The organism is Synergistaceae bacterium (genome assembly GCA_017444345.1).
Lineage (GTDB): Bacteria > Synergistota > Synergistia > Synergistales > Aminobacteriaceae > JAFUXM01.
Window position 1 is genome coordinate 1 of the sequence record JAFSWW010000104.1, and the last position, 20,568, is coordinate 20,568.

Sequence of the window (20,568 nt, forward strand, 5' to 3'; positions counted from 1 at the left end):
ACTCCTTTCTCAAACTAAAATAAGACTCCTGACCTGATTCAATAGGGCCGGGAGTTTTATTTTTTTACTTTATGCGGTAGATAAAATTATCGTGGGCGGGCGGGTGGGAAGGACTCACTATGCGGCGGGGAATAACTTTATTATCTCTTGAATAAAATTTTACGCATAACCGAGTCGCTTTAAAGCAAGATTATTTTTACGCCATCCCGGAATTATTTTCACCCATAAATCAAGAAATACAGGCAGCCCCGTTATTTGTTCGAGTGAATTTCTTGACGACTCGCCTATTTTCTTAATCATTGAGCCTCCCGCACCGATTAAAATTTTTTTCTGGCCTTCAGTCTCTGTGATAAGTGAAGCGCGTATATATAATTTTTTCCTGTCAGGGAATTCGTCGGGGCTCTTATACTCGTCAATCTCAACGGCGACTCTGTGAGGTATCTCGTCACGCAGTAACATTAAAATTTTTTCGCGTATAATTTCACTTGCCATAAATCTTTCTGTCGTGTCCATTAATATATCAGGGTCATAAATGGGCTGGCCTTCAGGAAGTAAATTTTTCAATATATTAATCAGCTCATCAAGACCGCGCTTAAGTTTTGCCGAGATTGCTATTTTATGTCTGAACGCGCAAATTTTTATGTATTGTCCGAGTGCCTGCGCCGGGTTGAACTTGTCAGATTTATTTATGACGAGTATAACGGGCTTTGATTTAACAAGTTCGGCCATGTGAAAATCTTGAGAGTCTAAATTTTTCGTCCCGGCGTCGACAAGCCATAAAATTAAGTCGCACTCTTCTATAGCGTCAAGTATAGAATTATTCAGGAAATCGCCGAGCTTGTCAGAATTATTAAATATCCCCGGAGTATCAGTAAAAATTATTTGCGAATCAGAATCATTATATATGCACCTGATTAAATTTCTAGTCGTCTGAGGCTTGGGCGATATAATCACCGCATGAGTCTTTAACAGCGCATTAATTAGTGAAGACTTCCCGGCATTTGGACGGCCTATAACAGCAACAGTTCCGCACTTCATGATTTAATCAGGATCCAGAGAAAAGCAATGAGGTAATAATTTTTTCAGCTCGTATACTTTTGCGCCGTCCTTTGAAGCCATTACAACGAGCATATTTTTATTAAATTCCATGAGAGCTTGACGACACGCACCGCACGGGGGACATTCAACCGTAAAATAATCGTCCGAGTCCTCATGTGAACCGACTACGGCAACAGCTAGGGGATTGCGCATTCCTTGAGATACCATTATGACGACTCCGGCTCGTTCTGCACAAATTGTTACACCGTAAGAAGCATTCTCAACGTTGCAAGATAAAATTATTTCATCATTAGCAAATAATAAAGCTGCTCCGACATGAAAATGTGAATACGGCACATAGGCTCTATTAGCTGCTTCTCGTGCTTTATTTAACAAGTCTTCAGGCGTAATTTTTTCTGAAGGCCATAAATCTATTGCGGACAATTTATTAACCTGCCTTAAATTTATTATTAATTATTAATATGAGTAACTAGAATATTTTACACCATAAAAATTTTTGCATGTTGTATAATTTTCACGAAGGGAGCTTTATTTGCTGCGATGGCTAAATATAAGATTGAATATTATCGAGACAAGAACGGCAAAAGTGAATTACTTGATTTTATTAGGGGACTATTAGAATCTCTTGAGACTAACAAGGATTCACGTATACAATTTAGGCAGATAGCTAAACACTTAGATTTATTATCTGAACACGGTACAAATTTGCCGGAAAAATATACTAAGCACATCGACGAAAATATTTGGGAATTGCGTCCCGGCTCTAATAGAATATTTTATTTTTGTGTGTGCGGTGATACGTTTATAATGCTGCATCATTTCCGCAAGAAGACAAATAAGACTCCTAGAAACGAAATTTTACGAGCTAAGGCAGAACGCGATGATTATTTAAGGAGGAATAATTAATCATGGAATATGAAGATATTATTACATGGGAAGATTTTAAAGAATATGCCGGAACACATTATCCTGAAGCTAATAAAATATTAGAAGAAGCTCATAAAGAAGCAGAGATAATTTCTTCTATTATGAATATGAATATTAACAGCATAAATAAAGCTCCGAGATATATATCCCGCAAAAATTCTTATAACTCCGCAGCAAAATCAAGAAAACTCCGCGCCCGTTTATTGAGACTCCAGCATGCATAAAAAATTATTCCCCCTTGCCTATATTATCAGACAGGGGGATTATTTGCGCCGTCATGATTTATATTTTTTGATTCTGATTCTGGCTCTGATTCTGATTCTGACTCGTTAATTCTCGTGAGCTTTAACAGCGTTATTCTATGTTCTTCCAGTGCCTCGACTTTGATACGCCAGCCCCCGTATTTAAATATTTCGCCGGTCTCAGGGAAGCTCCCCGATAAAGTCAACACAAGCCCGCCTATACTCTCAGCATCTTCGCTCTTGAATTCACTTCCTAAAGCCTCGCTCAAGTTTTCAAGACTCATGCTGCCCTGAACTAAATATGTATTCTCGTCTAATTTCTGCAATTCCGGAGTCTCTTGATCGTATTCGTCCTGAATTTCGCCCACTATCTGCTCTAAAATATCTTCCATTGTTACGATTCCAGCCACGCCGCCGTATTCGTCAACTATTACAGCAATATGAATGTGTTCGCGCCTCATTGCTTCGAGTACTTCAGCCGTTCTGATAGTTTCAGGCACAAAAATGGGCTTGCGTAAAAGCGTCCTTACCTCACACGATAAATCAGAATCCAGCAAATTTTTTAGAGTATCTTTCACGTAAAGAATTCCTATAATATTATCCGGGCTTTCTTCATAGACGGGGATTCTTGAGTGTCCTTCTTCGATAAATAATTTCACTGCTTCACCGAGCGACTCGTCTGCCTCAAGAGCTATCATATCAGTCCGGGGTATCATAATTTCGTGTACCTTTGTCTCGTCAATATCAATAATTCCGTCAATCATTCGTCTTTCTCGTGCCTCAAGTGCGCCGCTCTCTTCGCCTATTTTCACAAATTGTTCTATTTCGTCGCGAGTTACAAAAACTTGCTGAGTCCCTAAATCCATATGCAATAACACGCCTATAAAAGACACGCATTTTTTCATGAGCCATGATACCGGAGCGATCAAGAAAGCAATTACCCTTAAAATCGGTGCGGAAAAAATCAAAACTTTTTCAGAATATACTATAGCGGCACTCTTTGGCAGAATCTCACCGAATATAACTATTAAAATTGTGAGAATGGGCACGACAACAGCAACCCAGCCAAACCCGAAAATTTCAAGAGTTATACTTGACGCAAGGGCACTTAACGAAATATTTACGACGTTATTAGCAATTAAGCAGACCCGCAAAGCCTCTTGTGTGTCATTAATCAGCCATTGAAACGTGGAATTAAGAAATCTATATTTGCCGCGTTCCTGAAGAGATAATAATTTGCTAGTTCCCGTTGCTGTTATTGAAGTCTCAGCCCCGCTGAAAAATGCAGACAAGAGAAATAATATAATGAAGCTCGAAATTATCAGGAGCATATTTTTACGCCCTCCCGGAAATCGCAGCAAGTAATTTACCCGCTATAATGTCCTGACGCTGCCACATAATTGATTCTTTCTCTTGAGTGTCGTGATCATAGCCCAGTAAATGCAAAAATGAGTGTGCAGTCATTAAGCAAATTGACTCGTTATAATTTAATTCAGGGTGAAGGCGTTTAACTTCTTCAGGGCAGATTACTATATCACCGAGTGCCAAGACTGGAAGCTCAGGGAGTCCGACTGATTCATTTTCCAGCATTGGGAATGATAATACATCCGTCGGTTCGTCAATATTTCTGTAAGTGCGGTTTAATTCGCGTATTGTGTCAGAGTCCGTGAACGTTAAAGAAATTTCTGCGGTCTCAAAATTTTTTGAGTCAGGGTAAATATTTAATAATTCCTTCTCTAAGACACTTTCAAATTCCGTAAAATTTATATCCGGGTCATCTTCAGGAGTATTAATGCATAAAGATAACTTCAAGAATAACTAACCTCTTTCATGAATAATAATATAAAAATTTTATTTCTTGCGCTCAATTTTCTTTACTTTTCGAGTGTGATACATGGACATTAAAACATTTATGAGCGTCTGTTTAATAATAGCAAAATCTTTCTGAGTAAAATTCACGTTGTCAAATTGTTTCTCGTTAATCTTGCTGGCGACTACCTGATTTACAATTTTCTCGATTGTGTTCGCGCCTTTATTTGAGTCCTCTGCCTCGACTTCTCGAATATTAGCGGCTCTTACTGCTGCTTCAACCGAGTCAGTAATCATTAATAAAGCTGTCTCGCGTGAACGAGGTGCAGGACCGGGATAACAGAATGAAGACCACTCAACATTTTCTCCCATTGCTACGGCCTTGTTATAAAAATATCTCGTGCAGGTCGTCCCGTGATGTTCGGCTATAAAGTCGCGTATCCTCTTAGGCAAATTCGCCTCGTAAGCAAGTTCCAGCCCGTCCCTTACATGTGAAATTATTGTCATTGAGCTTAACATCGGGGACATTTCGTCATGAGCATTGACTCCTCCGCCCTGATTCTCGACGAAATAATGAGGCTTTCTCAATTTGCCTATATCGTGATAATATGCGCCTGTACGCAATAAATTTATATTCATTCCGAGTTCTGCTCCGACTGCTTCTATTAATGTCGCTATAGTCAATGAATGCTGATAAGTTCCGGGAGCGTTTCTCTGTAATTCGCGCAATAACGGGCTTGACGGATAACTGACTTCACGCAGAGTCAAAATAGAAAGCGTGTCAATATATGGCTCAACAACCGGTAAAATCATCACAAATAAATAGCTCAAAATAGCCTCGTCCATATAATAAGAAATAGCCATCTGCCAGAATTCACCGAGCGGAATAAATAATCTGAAATTATCTCGAACCCACGCAGGCCCCGTAAAATATTCGATTAACATTCTCGCAGTAGTCAATAAAAATGTCATGAACAGGACTCTTCGTGAAAGCTGTTGACGATTTTCAAGATTTCGCAGTAAATAAAATCCCATTGTTGTAGCAATAAGTGCCAGCATAGCAAGTGAAATAGTATGAGAAACTGCTTGGCCGGTTATAATAAACACTCCCGACGCTGAAGCAATGAAAGCTAGACAAAATGCAGCATAATCAATCGCGCATAAATAAGCAATCACTACAGGAGCTAAACTCCCCGCGCCGTAATTTCCCATTCTTGCCGAAATTGTTTCACTGATCCACGCAGTAATTATTACGAAAATTGCGCACCACCATGAAGGTTTATTATCGCCCGCGCCTCGTTCTAAGATATTCAGCCATATGGGCAAAGCTATAACGCAAGCAAGAACTACACATAATTGAGCAATCGGGAATACATTTTCAGTATAGCCCTGAAGCCGTAATAAAATCGCTGTCTGTTCACTGACTATATCACCGCGATTAATAATAACGTCGCCCGGTTCGAGCTTTCTATCTATTACGGGTACTTCATCCATTACAGCTTGTTTGACTCTCTCTGTTAAATCTTCGTCAAGCCTGAAATTTAGATTTCCTTGTCCCGCTAAAATCTGATATATATAATTTGCATCGCTGGGAGTGAAGACTAATTTATTAATTTCTTCCCATAGAATTTTTGCCATTAACGGATTATTAGCTCTGTAAACTTTTTCGGCCTCAAGTCTGTCAATATAAGCTGCTCCGACTTTATTTGCGAGATTCAAGAGCCTTTCTTTGCTGTCTTTATCGAGTCTAATTAATGCCCGTAATAATCCCTCGTTCATATTTGCAGAATACGGAGATTTACGAGCCGAGTCCAAATCTTTTAATTCAAATATTGCTGTTAATCTTCGCTGGAGTCTTATTTTTGCCGATAAATCACGAACTGTAACGCCCGCAATACTCTCGCCCGCCATAGTCCTGAGATTCTTTGCTGCGTCCTGATCGTCAAATCTCATGTGTGAAATAACTCTATAGCTTTCCGGTGCAGGTTCGCCGACTTTGAAACTATCGCCCCGGCTGTTGAGTACTGCCCATTGAGCTAATACAAGAGAGACCCCGGCAATCAATAAAACTATTACGGGAATTATATAATCTCTTATTGTCTTGAGATTTAAATTTTTATTCTGGGAATACATTTATTTGCGCTCCTGATTCTCGGCCTCGTATTTAGCATAAGCCTGTACGATTCTCTGCACTATTTCATGTCTTACAACGTCGGCATCGCTTAAATCTATAAAGCCTATTCCCTTAATGCCTGATAGAATTTCTCTGACACTTCTAAGTCCTGATACAGTGCTGCCGGGTAAATCAACTTGTGTAATATCGCCTGTTATTACTGCCTTTGAGCCAAATCCTAAACGAGTCAAAAACATTTTCATTTGCCTGGGAGTCGTGTTTTGCGCCTCGTCAAGAATTATAAAACTTTCATTCAGAGTCCGCCCTCTCATATAAGCAAGCGGGACTATCTCAATGACTCCTTTATCGGCATAACGCATAAATTTTTCAGGCGATAATAAATCAAAGAATGCATCATATAACGGCCTGACATAAGGCTCAATTTTTTCGCGCAAATCACCGGGCAAATATCCTAAAGACTCGCCCGCTTCAACTGCAGGACGAACTAGGACGACTCTATTTACTTTGCCGGCCTTCAACATTGAGACAGCTTCACAGACTGCCAAATAAGTTTTGCCAGTACCAGCCGGGCCGGTTGCGAATAATATAAAATTGTCCCGAATTGCTTTAATATAAGCTCGCTGACCGGGAGTCTTAGCTCTTATCGGCTTACCTCGTGCAGTTGTGCAGATAATTTCAGAATAAAGCTCGGTGAGTCTCAATTCCCGACCTTCAGCAAGCGAGTCCATAGCTGCCCTAACATCCGACTCTTTTATTTCGTGGCCTTTACTTGCAACTGAAGATAATTCACGTATTAAATGCCCCGCGATTCTTACCGGTTCAGGATCAGGGCCGCTGATTTTAACGACCCCGTCCCTAATTGAAAGTGTAACAGGGTAACGGGATTCGATAGCTTTAAAATTTTCGTCGTTCTGACCGAGTAATCTAGCTTGAACGAATCCGTCGCCCGATAAAGGAATTTCCATTATGCCGGGTAAGCCTCCGGAGCTGCCTGCTCTTGAAGTCCTACATCACGTTTATTAGCGCGTGCGTATTTTTTCGGCAAGAAATCTTTTGCGACCTGCGGGAACATTATCCACGTTAAAGCGTCTTCAGGCTGAGTCGCCCATGGCTGGCAGCCTTTGCGGGCCTGTTCCATTTCGGGGGCAATCTTTTCACCGGGTCTGCAGGTTATAGGCTCTTCATCACCGATTGCTAATTTCTGGACTTCGGGATCAACTGGTGCGGGCGGTTGTCCATAATAGCCTAAGAAATATTGCCTGATTTCTTTCGGGAAACTCTTCCAGCGGCCTCTAAGTACGTTTACTGTCGCTTGAGTTCCTACCATTTGACTGGAAGGTGTTACGAGCGGCGGATAACCCATTGCTTTACGTACGACCGGGACTTCATTTAACACGTCTTCTAACTTGTCAAGCGCGTTCATTTCTCTTAACTGATTGACCATGTTTGAATACATGCCGCCCGGTATCTGATAGCGCAAAATATTAATATCGACTCCGGCAATCTCAGGAAGTAAATTTTTATATTTCTCGCGTAATTTCTTGAAATGCATACAAATCGGCAGTAAATCATCCATTTTGATTCCCGTGTCATATTCAGAACCTGCCAAAGCTGCGACAAGTGACTCAGTGGGAGGCTGACTCGTTCCGAGTGCAAACGGTGAAATTGCTGTATCAACGATTTCTGCGCCCGCCTCAATTCCTGCTAAATATGCCATGCTTGCAAGTCCCGTTGTATAATGGCTGTGAAGTTCGACGGGTAAATCAACTTTTTCTTTTATTGCTTTAACGAGTTTTGCGCAGTCCATAGGCCCTATTAGTCCGGCCATGTCCTTAATTGCTATTGAGTCCGCGCCCATTTCTGCCATTGATTTTGCCATATTTGCGAAAGTGTCAAGAGTATGAACCGGCGATAAAGTATAACTCATACAAAGCTGTAAATGCGCTCCCTCTTTCTTGACCTGATCGGCGGCGATCTCTACATTTCTTAAATCGTTAAGTGCATCAAAGCAGCGAATTATATCTATACCATTCCCGACGGCTTTCTTTACGAACTCGCGAACTACATCATCAGCATAATGACGATAACCGACTAAATTTTGACCGCGTAAAAGCATCTGTAATTTTGCTTTCTTGACTCTTGCGCGTATGAGTCTCAATCTCTCCCACGGGTCTTCATCAAGAAATCTCATAGCTGAGTCAAATGTCGCTCCGCCCCACATCTCTAAAGCCCAGTAGCCTGCATTGTCCATATATTCAAGAACGGGGAGCATGTCATCCGTCTTCATTCTTGTTGCTATTAAAGATTGATGGGCATCACGTAAAGCAGTCTCAGTAATGCGAACTCTTTTCTCTCCTGCCATTAAAATAATTCCTCCTGTTAAAATAATATTTATTATTGAATTTCTTGTATTATACTTTATTTTGCTTTAATTCTTTAATATTTCCTTAGCTTTGTCCCAGAAAGAGTCAAGTTCTTCAAGTGTATAATCAGATAAATTTTTGCCTTCAGAGCGCGCGCGATCTTCCATAATTTGAAAACGTTTCTTGAATTTCTCACAAACTCCGTTCAGTGCTGCGTCCGGGTCAACTTTGAGTCTTCGTGCTATATTAACCGTCATGAATAACACGTCCCCTAATTCGTCGGCTAAATGTTCGGGGTTATTTTCTTGAGCGGCCTCTTTGAGCTCGTTAATTTCCTCGTCGAGTTTAGCAAATAAAGGCTCATTACTTCCCTCGTGCCAGTCAAAACCTACATGGGCGGCCTTTGCTTGAATCCTGTCAGCTTTCAATAAAGGCGGGAGTCCGTCGGGGATTCCTGAAAGTATTGACGTGCTTTGATGTTTAGCGAGTCTTTCTTGAGCTTTGATTTTCTCCCAGTTCCGCAAAACTTCCTCGCTTGTGTCTGCCTTGACTTGGCCGAAAACATGAGGGTGTCTCCTGATTAATTTATCGCAAATCGCACGCACAACGTCTTTAATGTCAAAATCGCCGGACTCTTTTGCGAGTGAGGCGACAAATACGACTTGTAATAATAAATCGCCTGCTTCTTCTTTGATTGACTGCATATCTTTCTTTGTGATAGCGTCTGCCAGTTCGTAGGCCTCTTCAGTAATTGGAGTGCGTAAAGTCTCAAGAGTCTGCTTGCGGTCCCACGGACATCCCCCCGGAGCCCGGAGTCTCTCTATAATATTTACTATTTCATCAAAATAGTGTGATTCTGAGCTAGAAATTTTTATCCCCCCTCTTTCTTGTAACTTGAAATATAATAATTATATCGCGTTTCACAAATGAACTCGTGAATGGCAAAATTTTTTTATTATTTTATCAGGGGGATTTATAGAAATTTGCAAGAAAATATCATTAATGGCTGCTCACACAAATAACGGGATTTATAGAAATTTGCAGGAAATTATTATTAGTCGGCACTCACGCAGAATATTTATATAAATTTGCAGAAAATATTATTAATGTCTGCTCACATAAATAACGGGATTTATAGAAGTTTGCAGGAAATTATTATTAGTCGGCACTCACGCAGAATATTTATATAAATTTGCAGAAAATATTATTAGTGTCTGCTCACATAAAATAACATGATAAAATTTTCAAGAATAAATTTTTTTGCAGGCTCCATAATTCACAAAAATTTTTATCTCACATTATAATATCGCATATTATTTATTATTTTATTTGGGAGGATCTATTAAACTTTGAATGTAATCAAGAAATTAGCAGTTATTACAATATTAATATTTATGACTTCTACGACTTCACACGCAAGAATGACACTTACACCGCGAACAAATTACGATATTATTATAGCAGGAGCAGGAACAGGCGGAATATCTGCAGCAATTCAGGCCGCAAAAATGGGAGCTTCCGTCTTAGTCGTTGAACCGTCTTCCATGATAGGAGGCCAAGCAATCGCCGCAGGAGTCTCAACTGTAGACGACAAAAGCCGGCAAATGAGCGGAATATATCTCGATTTCTATAACCGCCTGAAAAATTATTATGACTCGCGCGGCAAATCAATGGGAACATGTTATTGGACTTCTCAGACTGTAGCATTTGAACCCAGAATCGGCCATGAAATTTTATTTGACATGATAAATGACGCAAGCCGCAAAAATAATCTTGATTTATTATTGAACTCTGAAATAATAAGCCTTAAAATCGGCAATAAATCAATTTCCGGAGTCAGCGTTAAGACTCAATCAGGGAAGCGCGATTATACCTGCAAAGTTTTAATTGACGCTACAGAATACGGCGATATGTTACCGCTTGCAAGAATAAATTACAGAGTCGGCAACTCTGAAGCAAAATTCTATAATCCTGAGTCAATGATTCAAGATATAACGTGGACGGCTGTAATCCGCAAATATCCCAGCGGAGTCCCTGCATATTTAAGGCCGTTATATCCTTTGCCCGGTTATGAACTCGCTAAACGAAATTATGAGGCATTTGTAAGTAAAGACGGTGCTAATTTCCGCAATGTCTTCCCGATTGAGACTCCTGTAAATTTTCTTACTCATAATGCATACAGGGGGCTGCCTGACTCTTCTAATCCATATAACTATAATGCAGACGCTCAAAATCGAGTATACATCACGAAAACTAGCATAAACTGGGGCAATGATTACCCCGGGACTTATTCATGGGAAGGCAAAAGGGGACTCCCTGCGGCATATCTTGAAGACAAAAATTTTAGACTCCAAATTGAGCGCGAGGCATTAATTAAGACTCTCAACTTTATATATTACATGCAAAACGAACTCGGCGAGGACTGGTCAGTAGCTGATGACGAATATTATAATCAAGTTTTACCGGAAGCAGCAAAGACTCTCCCATATGAATGGCAGGAAATAGCCCGCAGAATGCCCCCGATTCCCTATGTAAGAGAGTCAAGACGAATAATTAATAAAAATTTTACTCTGACATCACATGAATTACTGCAAAATTCTTTGAGTTACAGGGACGGACGCACGAGCCATGAATTTTATGACGCAATCGCAATCGGAGGCTATATATTAGACCTTCACGGAGCTACTAGAGACGCAGATATGGAATGGGATTTTAACGAGCGTGAACAGTCAATGATAACGAACAGACCCCGCGGCCCCTTTCAAGTTCCCATGCGAATATTAATCCCCGACGGAATTGACGGACTTATTGCAGCAGAAAAAAATTTATCAATGACTCGTTTAACTTCAGGAGCTCTGAGACTACAGCCTATAACAATGATGACCGGCCAAGCAGCAGGAGCTTTAGCAGCTTTGAGCGCACGAGACAATAAAGCACCCCGTTTTATTCACCCGATGAGAGTCCAGTGGGAATTATTAAATTCAGGAGTAAATCTCTCACTCTGCAAATATTCAGACGTTCCCCCCGAACATGAATTAAATAAAACTATTCAAATATCAAACATGTATGGATTCTTGCCTGCAAAAGAATATCCGCACGCGCCTTCTTATAATATTGAAGACAGGGACGATCCTGTTTTAGCAATGGCACTTATTCGCGGACATGATAAAGGAGTTTTCGGGCTTGATGAGTTAATTACTAGACGGGACGCAAAAGAAATTATTAACAAGGCTCAAAAAATTTTATCAGTCTCAAGTCAAGATAATAAAACGGGAATAAATAACAAACTTGATAATTATATTACACGCGGAGATTTTATCAGGGCAATATGTGAGGCATTCCCGCGAATTTCAGAAGCTCCAGCACCTAAACGCTATAGAATCCCGTTCAAAACAGGCTCTCACAGGAATTCAGAATATGTGAATATTTTAGCAAAACTGGGAATTCTTGACATTTACAGGAATGAGAGAGAATTTCATTACGGGCGGCCGGTTACTAAGGCTGAAGCGGCTGATATAATCGTGAAGTCTTGTATAATTATTTCTGCTCTGCATTAACTGTAATATTTATTATATAATTCCGATAATTATTTAACAGGAAATTTTTACAAGAAGGGGAGTCAGCATACTAGAATGAGAATAAATCATAATTTACCGGCGTTACAGGCAATTGATATATTAGCGAAAAATAATGACTCGCTGCAAAAATCTATGGAAGCATTATCGAGCGGCTTACGTGTAAATCTTGCTTCAGATGACGCGTCAGGACTGGCAATCAGCGAAAAAATGCGCTCACAAATAGCGGGCTATGATGTCGCGATTCGTAATTCTCAAGACGGTATCTCAATGCTTAGGACGGCAGAAGGTGCTTTGTCAGATGCTGACTCTTTCCTGCAAAGAATGCGCGAATTATCTATACAAGCAAGTAACGAGACTTTGACTTCACAGGACAGAAATTTTATTCAGGAAGAAATTAATAATTTACGCACTCAAATAAATATAATCTCTCAGACTACGCAATTTAATAAACGCAAATTACTTGACGGCAGCACGGGGATTTTATGGTCAAGCGATAATTTGAATCTCAAAGCAATATTAACCGGCGATGACTCAATCGAAAATATTTCACCCGAAAAAAATTACAGAATCGAAATTAATTCAAACCCGGGGGCGGCTCAAATCGTTAAAAGCAATATAATCAAAGGCATTTACACGGGCGAATTCATTGACGAAATTATTTATAACGATGACGGCGAAGAAGAAGAAATTTTGCGGGTCATTGCAGAGAATGAGAATACTTTACGCGACATCGAAAATTTTTATAACTCCGACGGAAATTTTATTATCGAGCAGCCTCAACTATTAAATATAACTCAAGGGGACGGCAAAAGCGCAGGAGTCATGATTTACGGCCAAGATACTTTAAGGGACGTAACAAATAAAATTAATGACGCTATAGCAAATAAACTCGGTCAAGCAAAATATACTAATGACGCTGTGCACTTCGCTACAATTTCAGACGGCACCGCGAATACTCCGGAATCAATTAATACACGTGAGAATATTTATGACTCAGACGGCAATATAACAGGCTATAATATAAATGCTTCAATCGTGATTAGATCTGCAATTTCAGGCAAAACGGGAGAGCTTCATTTTACGGGCGATGAAGATTTAATGCGGGCACTTGGCCTTAATACTGTTCAATACGCGCGAGAAAACACGCATAATGTCTCGATTTATGACGCTCACACGAACGAGAATATAATACGCGACTCAAAAGTTACAGGAAATAGAATTAAAGGCGTAATAAGTTCAAATCTTGATATTGAATTTGCACCTAACGCAGGACTCGAGTCTGTCTGGAATGAGACTTCAAAGCAATATAATTTTTCAAGCATAGGCAGATATTCCGGCAAAATTCACGTAACTGATAACAGCTTATACTTTCAAACAGGAACGAATCAGGACGAAAAAATTTCTGTTCAATTCGGCGATATGTCGGCAAATTCTTTAGGACTTGACGGCGTGAATGTCTTGACTCGCGAGTCTGCAATGCGTTCAACGGGAATAATTGACGCGGCTATAGATAAAATTGTCAAAGAACGCACTAAAATTGTTTCTTATGAGCAGGTACTTGAGAATACTTTATCGAGCCTTGCAATCTCAAGCACTAATCTTGTAGACACTAACAGCCGCCTAACTGATGCAGATATGGCAAAATCCGTCTTGCGCTATATGGAGTTCCAAATTTTAAGCCAGTCAGAAACAGCTATAATCATACAGGCAAATCAAAATCCCCAGTCAGTATTAAGTTTATTAGATTTCGGAAATAGCAGCGACAACGAATAATAAAAAAATTTCTCTCTGAACTCGTTACAAATTCAGAGAGATTACTTTATCAATGCGGAGGGGGAGAATCGAACTCCCACGATGCTTAAATTGATCACAAGATCCTTAGTCTTGCGCGTCTACCAATTCCGCCACCCCCGCGAATTACTTATGAGGTATGACAGAAAAATATTATACACTCGAAAATTTTTGCGTCAAGTTATGTTAAAATTTTTTGTGAGAATAAATTATTTATTTAAGGGAGGCTTTATTCATGTCAAAATTTATTATTTCATTATTAAGTATATTTCTTGCGTCCGTGTCATTTGCGGGAGAAGTCGAAATTATTTCATTGCTTGACGTTCAGGGCGATGGGAAGCCGGAATTATTAATCGGAGCCAGCGAGTCGCAATTAAAGCAATATTTACCGGCGGGCAAAATGCCGAGTCAAATTCTAGCATATTTCGTGAAGGTCAACAATCAGGGAATATTATTCGACACGGGACTAAGCGACGGCCATATAGTTAAGGAACTCGCAAAGAATAATATCAAGCCTGAAGACGTGAAAATCATAATGCTGACTCATTTACATCCTGACCATTTCGGGGGATTGATCGACAAGCAGGAAAAGCCGGTATTTCCGAACGCTGCTATTTATATTTCTGAAATTGAGCGCGATTACTGGGTAAATGACAAGCGGGACGAGAAAGTTTTGACGGCACTTGAGCCATATAGTGAACAGATTGATTTTTTCAAGTTCGGCGATGAGGTAATCAAGGGAGTGAAAGCTCTTGACGCTTCAGGACATACACCGGGCCACACAGTTTTTGAAGTCGGCAATAAGGAAAAAATTTTAATAGTCGGCGATATAATGCACTTTCCGGAGATTCAACTGCCCTGCCCTAATGTTTCAGTAAAATATGACACTGACCCGGACAAAGCGAGAGAGTCAAGAATCAAAATTTTAGATTATGCAGCGAAGAATAATTTAACTATTGCGGGAATGCACATAACACCGCCGGGAATTTGCAAGATAATAAAATCAGGTTCAGGCTACGAGAAAAAGTAGTGAATAAAAATTTTGCCCCGTGTTTAATAAATAAATGCGAATAAATGTGGGGCTTTATGCTATAATTTGCGAAAAATTTACGTATTAGGAAGGATTGACAACTTTGACCGATAATTTGTATAATGGCTCACGGCTCACGGCTCACGGCTCACGAGGTAGGTTCTGTCCAGTTTTCTATAATTGTCCCGGTTTATAATTGCGAGAAATATTTAAATAAGTGCTTAGACAGCCTTTGCAATCAAGATATTTACACCCTCACGAACTCACGAAATTATGAAATTATCATAGTAGATGACGGCTCAACGGATAAGAGCCCGGAAATTTGCGATTCTTACGCTGAAAAGTTTTCATTTATTCATGTAACACACACGGAAAATCACGGAGCAAGCCACGCAAGAAATACAGCATTAAAACAATGTCAGGGCAATTATATAATGTTTTGTGATTCAGATGATTTTGTCTCGCCGCAGTTAATTTCTTTAATGACTCGAACTGTTGAACTTGATAATCAGGCCGATATGTTTATATTCAAATATTTTAATAATAAATTGCCTGCTGATAAATGGCCGGATTATAATATTTCTGATATAAAAATTTCTGACTGGGTGAATATAACAAGCGATAAATTATGCTTTAAAGTCTTAAATAATGACAATATAGGCGGCTTTCTATGGAATAAAGTTTATAAACGAGAAATTTTGCAGGGACATTATTTTGACGAAAATATACGTGTTTTGGATGATCAGCCTTGGGTTATTGAGTTATTATGTATTCATAAAAATATGCGTATATTCTGCCTGAATTATTATTTATATTGTTATGTTCGTCATAATCAATTCGGTCAAACTAGAGATCCGAGAATGATTTACGATAAAAACGGGTTGAGCTGGTTTATAATTGCACTTGAGAAAGAATTAACTATAAAAAATTTACCGCCGTTAATGCACGAACAGATAGAATATGCAATGTACTACTGGGCAACATGTAATTATTATCAGGCCGGGAATCTCATGACTGACGAAACGCGCGAGAAAGTAAAATTTTTATTGCGTAAATATGCGCTGAAATATTATTTCAAGTCCGGCTATTCTCTATGGTCAAAAATAAAATCTTTTATCAGGCACATATTAATAACGTTTCACATATACAAGAAATATAAATAAGCCCCGTACACTCGCACGGGGTCATAAAATTTTCACGAGTTCAAATTATTCAACCTGCTAAATAATTCGTCTTTATCGTGGCCGATTATCAGCGTTATAGAAGTCGCCCGGCTGTCAGATTGAATTAATCTCTCGTTAGTTATCCCGCATAATTCAGCCAGTGCCATTGCGCCTTGTTTTACTGATTCGTCGGAGTTCGGCGGGTAAATTATGCTTGAATATCTATAATCATAGTGTCTAGCATTGCCCGTATATGGGACTTCTATGCCGATCCTTTGGAAAATTTGAGCCGCTCTCTTGCCTATACCTTTTTCGCCGTCGCCGTTGAGGATTCTAATACTTAAAATTTTGTCGCGTAACTCGGCGATTTTATTAGTATCGAGCGCAGAATTATTTGTATTTTCCGGTTTCTCTGTTAAATCGAGTCCGGCGTTTGCTTCCTGTAACTCTTCATTTGCAGGCGTAAATTTTGCTGATAACTGCGCGGAAAATGCGGCGTTGTCGAGAATCCAGTAACTAATATTTTTGCTGAATCCTGATTTGCCGGGAGCCATAAACATTTTTATTCGGTCAGGCGTTAAAGAATTCGCGAATTGTAATAATTTCAGTGCCTCCAACGGTGCTAAATCCGTGTCTATAGCGTCCATTACTTCACTGACTAGTCCGGGAATCTTTGGAATTATCGCCGGAGTCTTTAACTTTTCCATGACTATATTAATAAATTTCTGCTGTCTCTGAACGCGCCCTATATCGCCTAAGGGGTCATGCCTGAATCTCACGTAGCCCAGAGCCGTTTTGCCGTCTAAATGCTGCTGGCCTTTAGGAATATTTATAAACAATTTGCCCGAATAGTCCGTGTAATATAATTTTTTCTCCACGTAAATATCAACTCCGCCGAGTAAATCTATAATGCGCGGGAAACTCTTATAATTAATCTTCACGAAATAATCAATCGGGAGTCCGGTCAAGTTTACAAGAGTCTCCCGTAATAAATTAATCCCCCCGTAAACATAAGCATGATTAATCTTGTCCCAGCTCCGGCCGGGAATGTAAACGCGCGAGTCTCTAGGAATTGAAGCGATTCGCAGGCCCATATTATCAGCGTCAAAAATTGCAAGTGCTATAGCGTCAGTTCGTGAAGCTCCGTCTACGTTGTCAAGTCCGACTATTAAGACATTTACAGAACCTTTTGCGGCCTCCTTTTGTCTCTGTTCGGAAATTACTAGATCTGAATCAGCTGATACGCTGCCTGCTTGGCCTGATTGAACGGTTTTATTTTCGCGTGTTCGTGATAGGGGGATCGGCAAAATATTCGGGTCGTTCCATACTTCGAGAAGTTTAACAGCTGCCCCCCCGATTAATGAAGCAACTATTGTAAATGTTATGCCTAAAATTTTAAGTATTCTCATATTATGATAATCACCTCTTGAAAAAATTAATATTTATATAAATTATTTGACATTATATAGATTTCCACTAAGTGAGGCACAAGAAAACGAATTCCTTTATTTTGTCTCACACGCTCGCGAATTTCAGTACTCGATATTGCGAACTGGGGGATCTCTATATATTTTAAATCATCGCGTATAAATTTCGGGAGTCTCTCTATTCCGTCAACAGGATAACCAGGCCGTCTTGCTGTAACGAGTGTGCATAATTCGGGAATTTTCTCGAATTCAAACCATGTCGTAATAGAGAGCATCGCATCAAGCCCAGTGATAAAAAATAGCTCGCCGGGATTAATTCCTGACTGCACGAACTCTCTTAATGTGTCTATAGTATAAGATGACTCTTGCCTGTCAATTTCTGTGCGTGAGACTGAATATTCAAGAACTCCGGCCGTAGCTAAAAGAGTCATTGCGTATCTGTCTTCACCCGGAGTAACGCGGTTATTTACTTTATGCGGGGGATCTCCGGTCGGTACAAAGATTAAACGTTCAAGATTTAATATTCTGCGTGCTTCTTCTGCGGCCAGTAAATGCCCATAATGAATCGGATCAAATGTGCCGCCCATTATTCCCGTTCTCATGTTACTATTTCAGGCTCAAAATTAAATTCTTCGCCGCCTATGTAAATTTTATCGCCCTCACGAGCTCCCGCAGCCTCTAAAGCCTCTTCTATCTTGAGAGATTTTAACAGGCCCGCAAATTTCTTTAATGAGTCCTCATGATCGAAATTAATTCGTGATACGGCCTTCTCAAAATTTTCATGTTCGATTCTGAATGAGCCATCAGATAATCTAATTATATTTACAGGTTTACGGGATGATTTGCTGGATCTCTTTCTCATGGGAAGCTCAATAATTTTATTTGCGTCATAATCGAGTTTAACAGCCGGAGTCCTTCTCACTAAGCCGGCAATTTGCTTTATTAATTCCGGGATATTCTCGCCTGTTAAAGCACTCACGCTGATATATGGCATATTTAAATTTTGTGAGTAATTGCGCAAGATTTCAGAATTTGACTCAGTGCCTGCTATATCTATTTTATTCCCGATTACTATACAAGGCCGGTTATATAAATCTGCTCCGTATTGTTTGAACTCGTTTAATAGCGCGTCAAAAGTTGAAACCGGATCATTTTGCGATAAATCAATGACGTGTAATAAAATTCTAGTTCTCTCAACATGCCGCAAAAATTGAAGTCCGAGTCCCTTCCCCTCGTGAGCTCCCTCAATTAGGCCGGGTAAATCAGCAATTACTACTTGAGCATCATCAACAGCAAGGACTCCGAGATTCGGCGTTAAAGTCGTAAATGGATAACCGGCGATTCTAGGTTTTGCCCCGCTTATTGCAGCTAAGATACTTGATTTGCCGGCATTAGGGAATCCTGCGAGTCCTACATCAGCGATTAATTTAAGCTCAAGAGTTAAATTTTTTTCCTCGCCGGGGTCTCCTTTTTCGGCAAATTTAGGAGCGCGCCTCTGTGAACTTGCAAAATGAGTATTGCCCCTTCCGCCTCTGCCTCCATGTGCAGCGATAAAACTTTGTCCCGGTTCCGTCAAATCAGCGAGTATATTATTATTCTCGTCCCGTAAAAGAGTCCCGCACGGCACAAAAATTTTTAAGTCTTCACCATTTGCGCCGGTTCGTAAAGCTCCTGAGCCATGCCCGCCGTTACCTGCCTGAAATCTTTTGTTATACTCGAAATCAGCAAGTGTAACTATACCGCCGACTGCCTCAATAATTACATCTCCGCCCTTGCCGCCGTCTGCTCCGTCTGGGCCGCCCTTAGGAATGAATTTCTCTCGCCTGAAACTCATTGCACCGTTGCCGCCTCGACCTGCTTTTATGAAAATTTCTGCTAAATCTACAAATTTCATGTATATATATTCTGATAAAAAAATTTGCCCCATTCAAGCGGGGCATTATTGACCATCAACAAAAATTTTTACTCAACCGGGGCCGGCTCAACTGAGACAAATTTTCTGCTTTGTCTAGTGTGATAGCTGACTTTTCCGGGAACTAACGCAAATAACGTGAAATCGCGTCCGAGTCCTACGTGCTTGCCGGGGTGAACTTTTGTCCCGCACTGTCTAACAAGAATGCTTCCGGCGTTTACTGTCTGACCCGCGAAAACTTTAATCCCGCGATATTTGGGCTGACTGTCGCGTCCGTTCGTGGAGCTGCCCTGCCCCTTCTTATGCGCAAAAAACTGTAAATCAAAGAATTTCATTTGCTGACCTCCGAGTTAAATTTTACTTTCACGAATTCGGGATTTTGCCGGGCGATTTGCTTTAAAGATTCTGCGATTGTCAGAGTCAATAAAAATATTTTCTCGCTCTCATTAACAGGCCAAGTGATTCGCATTATGGGAATTTTATTATCTATTAAATATTTTAGGCCGTCGACTTCCGCAATATCATCGAGTCCGAGTATCAAAGAATGCATTAAAGCCGATACAGCAGCACAGATAATATCTTGACCCTTTTCCGCCGAACCTGAATGACCCGAACACTCAATCCCGTTTAAAATTTTGTCCTGATAAAATAATTTTACTTGAATCAAGTTTTATTTATGCGTCAATACTCTTAATCACGACTTCAGTAAAATATTGTCTATGGCCGTGCATTTTGCGAATATTTTTCTTGCTTTTGTACTTGAAAACGAGAACTTTATCGGATCTTGCCTGCTTGACTATTTCAGCGGTAACCCTTGCGCCGTCAACATAGGGAGTTCCGAATTTTGCGCTGCCCTCGTCCGGAGCTACCATTAAAATTTTGTCGAATACTATTTCTGTACTAGTTTCGCCGGGTAATTTCTCGATTCTGAACTTATCGCCGACACTTGCGCGGTACTGTTTGCCGCCTGTTTCGATTACTGCATACATGATAAAAATTTTTCCTCCTTCGCTGATAAAGGCTCATGATTTCATGATTCAATAAATGCCCTTGTCAAGCGTTTATGTTATGCAAGAAATTATAACAGAATAAATAAATATTTGCGTATAACAGCGTGATATAATGACTCTCGC

20 protein-coding genes and 1 tRNA gene are annotated in these 20,568 nt (G+C 40.1%); 6 read left to right on the top strand and 15 right to left on the bottom strand.

Annotated elements, in window-relative coordinates; genetic code table 11:
• Positions 1–159: 159 nt before the first annotated feature.
• Positions 160–1,038: a GTPase Era gene (gene era, locus IJS99_08315; GenBank protein MBQ7561818.1), complete on the bottom strand. Its 879-nt coding sequence runs from the start codon at positions 1,036–1,038 to the stop codon at positions 160–162.
• 3 nt (positions 1,039–1,041) lie between these two features.
• Complete coding sequence (locus tag IJS99_08320; protein MBQ7561819.1) at positions 1,042–1,473, bottom strand: cytidine deaminase; 432 nt, start codon at positions 1,471–1,473, stop codon at positions 1,042–1,044.
• Positions 1,474–1,599: 126 nt separating this feature from the next.
• On the opposite strand from IJS99_08320, the gene IJS99_08325 reads away from it, so the two are divergent.
• Positions 1,600–1,965 carry a type II toxin-antitoxin system RelE/ParE family toxin gene (locus IJS99_08325; protein MBQ7561820.1) on the top strand — a complete coding sequence of 122 codons (366 nt, stop codon included), beginning with the start codon at positions 1,600–1,602 and terminating at the stop codon, positions 1,963–1,965.
• A 2-nt stretch (positions 1,966–1,967) separates the two neighbouring features.
• Positions 1,968–2,210 (top strand): hypothetical protein, encoded by a 243-nt coding sequence (locus tag IJS99_08330; protein MBQ7561821.1) that lies wholly within the window; start codon positions 1,968–1,970, stop codon positions 2,208–2,210.
• A gap of 26 nt (positions 2,211–2,236) precedes the next feature.
• On the opposite strand, the gene IJS99_08335 is transcribed toward IJS99_08330, so the two are convergent.
• The 6 genes from IJS99_08335 to mazG all read right to left on the bottom strand — a co-directional run bounded on the left by IJS99_08335 (position 2,237) and on the right by mazG (position 9,403).
• Positions 2,237–3,559 carry an HlyC/CorC family transporter gene (locus tag IJS99_08335; protein MBQ7561822.1) on the bottom strand — a complete coding sequence of 441 codons (1,323 nt, stop codon included), beginning with the start codon at positions 3,557–3,559 and terminating at the stop codon, positions 2,237–2,239.
• A gap of 4 nt (positions 3,560–3,563) precedes the next feature.
• Entirely contained in the window at positions 3,564–4,040 is a 477-nt protein-coding gene (ybeY, locus tag IJS99_08340; GenBank protein MBQ7561823.1) for an rRNA maturation RNase YbeY, read from the bottom strand.
• A gap of 39 nt (positions 4,041–4,079) precedes the next feature.
• A complete protein-coding gene (locus tag IJS99_08345; GenBank protein MBQ7561824.1) occupies positions 4,080–6,170 on the bottom strand; it encodes an HDIG domain-containing protein in 2,091 nt (696 codons plus the stop codon).
• On the bottom strand, positions 6,171–7,136 hold the full coding sequence (locus tag IJS99_08350; GenBank protein MBQ7561825.1) for a PhoH family protein: 966 nt from the start codon (positions 7,134–7,136) through the stop codon (positions 6,171–6,173).
• The gene (locus IJS99_08355; GenBank protein ID MBQ7561826.1) at positions 7,136–8,533 is read right to left on the bottom strand and encodes a pyruvate carboxylase subunit B; all 1,398 of its coding nucleotides are present in this window, start codon (positions 8,531–8,533) and stop codon (positions 7,136–7,138) included. Before IJS99_08355 ends, IJS99_08350 begins: the two co-directional genes overlap by 1 nt.
• A 66-nt stretch (positions 8,534–8,599) precedes the next feature.
• Positions 8,600–9,403: a nucleoside triphosphate pyrophosphohydrolase gene (gene mazG / locus IJS99_08360; GenBank protein MBQ7561827.1), complete on the bottom strand. Its 804-nt coding sequence runs from the start codon at positions 9,401–9,403 to the stop codon at positions 8,600–8,602.
• A 480-nt stretch (positions 9,404–9,883) separates the two neighbouring features.
• Between mazG and IJS99_08365 the strand changes: the two genes are divergently transcribed.
• Both IJS99_08365 and IJS99_08370 read left to right on the top strand, forming a co-directional pair.
• Positions 9,884–12,091: an FAD-dependent oxidoreductase gene (locus IJS99_08365; protein MBQ7561828.1), complete on the top strand. Its 2,208-nt coding sequence runs from the start codon at positions 9,884–9,886 to the stop codon at positions 12,089–12,091.
• A 75-nt stretch (positions 12,092–12,166) separates the two neighbouring features.
• Complete coding sequence (locus tag IJS99_08370) at positions 12,167–13,885, top strand: hypothetical protein (protein ID MBQ7561829.1); 1,719 nt, start codon at positions 12,167–12,169, stop codon at positions 13,883–13,885.
• A 53-nt stretch (positions 13,886–13,938) separates the two neighbouring features.
• Here IJS99_08370 and IJS99_08375 read toward each other — a convergent pair.
• Positions 13,939–14,026 (bottom strand) — tRNA-Leu (locus IJS99_08375).
• A gap of 112 nt (positions 14,027–14,138) precedes the next feature.
• Here IJS99_08375 and IJS99_08380 point away from each other — a divergent pair.
• Positions 14,139–14,933 carry an MBL fold metallo-hydrolase gene (locus IJS99_08380; protein MBQ7561830.1) on the top strand — a complete coding sequence of 265 codons (795 nt, stop codon included), beginning with the start codon at positions 14,139–14,141 and terminating at the stop codon, positions 14,931–14,933.
• Between the two features lie 122 nt (positions 14,934–15,055).
• The gene (locus IJS99_08385; protein MBQ7561831.1) at positions 15,056–16,096 is read left to right on the top strand and encodes a glycosyltransferase family 2 protein; all 1,041 of its coding nucleotides are present in this window, start codon (positions 15,056–15,058) and stop codon (positions 16,094–16,096) included.
• Positions 16,097–16,128: 32 nt separating this feature from the next.
• On the opposite strand, the gene IJS99_08390 is transcribed toward IJS99_08385, so the two are convergent.
• The 6 genes from IJS99_08390 to rplU all read right to left on the bottom strand — a co-directional run bounded on the left by IJS99_08390 (position 16,129) and on the right by rplU (position 20,424).
• Positions 16,129–17,505: an LCP family protein gene (locus tag IJS99_08390; GenBank protein MBQ7561832.1), complete on the bottom strand. Its 1,377-nt coding sequence runs from the start codon at positions 17,503–17,505 to the stop codon at positions 16,129–16,131.
• Between the two features lie 26 nt (positions 17,506–17,531).
• Entirely contained in the window at positions 17,532–18,125 is a 594-nt protein-coding gene (gene nadD / locus IJS99_08395) for a nicotinate-nucleotide adenylyltransferase (protein MBQ7561833.1), read from the bottom strand.
• On the bottom strand, positions 18,122–19,417 hold the full coding sequence (obgE, locus tag IJS99_08400) for a GTPase ObgE (protein ID MBQ7561834.1): 1,296 nt from the start codon (positions 19,415–19,417) through the stop codon (positions 18,122–18,124). The genes nadD and obgE overlap by 4 nt, the downstream gene beginning before the upstream one ends.
• Before the next feature lie 68 nt (positions 19,418–19,485).
• A complete protein-coding gene (gene rpmA / locus IJS99_08405; GenBank protein ID MBQ7561835.1) occupies positions 19,486–19,770 on the bottom strand; it encodes a 50S ribosomal protein L27 in 285 nt (94 codons plus the stop codon).
• Positions 19,767–20,102 (bottom strand): ribosomal-processing cysteine protease Prp, encoded by a 336-nt coding sequence (locus IJS99_08410; GenBank protein MBQ7561836.1) that lies wholly within the window; start codon positions 20,100–20,102, stop codon positions 19,767–19,769. The genes rpmA and IJS99_08410 overlap by 4 nt, the downstream gene beginning before the upstream one ends.
• Positions 20,103–20,109: 7 nt before the next feature.
• Positions 20,110–20,424 (bottom strand): 50S ribosomal protein L21, encoded by a 315-nt coding sequence (rplU, locus tag IJS99_08415; GenBank protein ID MBQ7561837.1) that lies wholly within the window; start codon positions 20,422–20,424, stop codon positions 20,110–20,112.
• Between the last annotated feature and the right edge of the window lie 144 nt (positions 20,425–20,568).

Excerpts from the sequence above, each read along its gene's own strand:
- era (MBQ7561818.1), bottom strand. The coding sequence starts at position 1,038 with ATGAAGTGCGGAACTGTTGCTGTTATAGGCCGTCCAAATGCCGGGAAG.
- IJS99_08325 (MBQ7561820.1), top strand. The coding sequence starts at position 1,600 with ATGGCTAAATATAAGATTGAATATTATCGAGACAAGAACGGCAAAAGT.
- IJS99_08330 (MBQ7561821.1), top strand. The coding sequence starts at position 1,968 with ATGGAATATGAAGATATTATTACATGGGAAGATTTTAAAGAATATGCC.
- IJS99_08335 (MBQ7561822.1), bottom strand. The coding sequence starts at position 3,559 with ATGCTCCTGATAATTTCGAGCTTCATTATATTATTTCTCTTGTCTGCA.
- IJS99_08345 (MBQ7561824.1), bottom strand. The coding sequence starts at position 6,170 with ATGTATTCCCAGAATAAAAATTTAAATCTCAAGACAATAAGAGATTAT.
- IJS99_08350 (MBQ7561825.1), bottom strand. The coding sequence starts at position 7,136 with ATGGAAATTCCTTTATCGGGCGACGGATTCGTTCAAGCTAGATTACTC.
- IJS99_08355 (MBQ7561826.1), bottom strand. The coding sequence starts at position 8,533 with ATGGCAGGAGAGAAAAGAGTTCGCATTACTGAGACTGCTTTACGTGAT.
- IJS99_08370 (MBQ7561829.1), top strand. The coding sequence starts at position 12,167 with ATGAGAATAAATCATAATTTACCGGCGTTACAGGCAATTGATATATTA.
- IJS99_08380 (MBQ7561830.1), top strand. The coding sequence starts at position 14,139 with ATGTCAAAATTTATTATTTCATTATTAAGTATATTTCTTGCGTCCGTG.
- IJS99_08385 (MBQ7561831.1), top strand. The coding sequence starts at position 15,056 with ATGGCTCACGGCTCACGGCTCACGGCTCACGAGGTAGGTTCTGTCCAG.
- IJS99_08390 (MBQ7561832.1), bottom strand. The coding sequence starts at position 17,505 with ATGAGAATACTTAAAATTTTAGGCATAACATTTACAATAGTTGCTTCA.
- nadD (MBQ7561833.1), bottom strand. The coding sequence starts at position 18,125 with ATGAGAACGGGAATAATGGGCGGCACATTTGATCCGATTCATTATGGG.
- obgE (MBQ7561834.1), bottom strand. The coding sequence starts at position 19,417 with ATGAAATTTGTAGATTTAGCAGAAATTTTCATAAAAGCAGGTCGAGGC.
- rpmA (MBQ7561835.1), bottom strand. The coding sequence starts at position 19,770 with ATGAAATTCTTTGATTTACAGTTTTTTGCGCATAAGAAGGGGCAGGGC.
- rplU (MBQ7561837.1), bottom strand. The coding sequence starts at position 20,424 with ATGTATGCAGTAATCGAAACAGGCGGCAAACAGTACCGCGCAAGTGTC.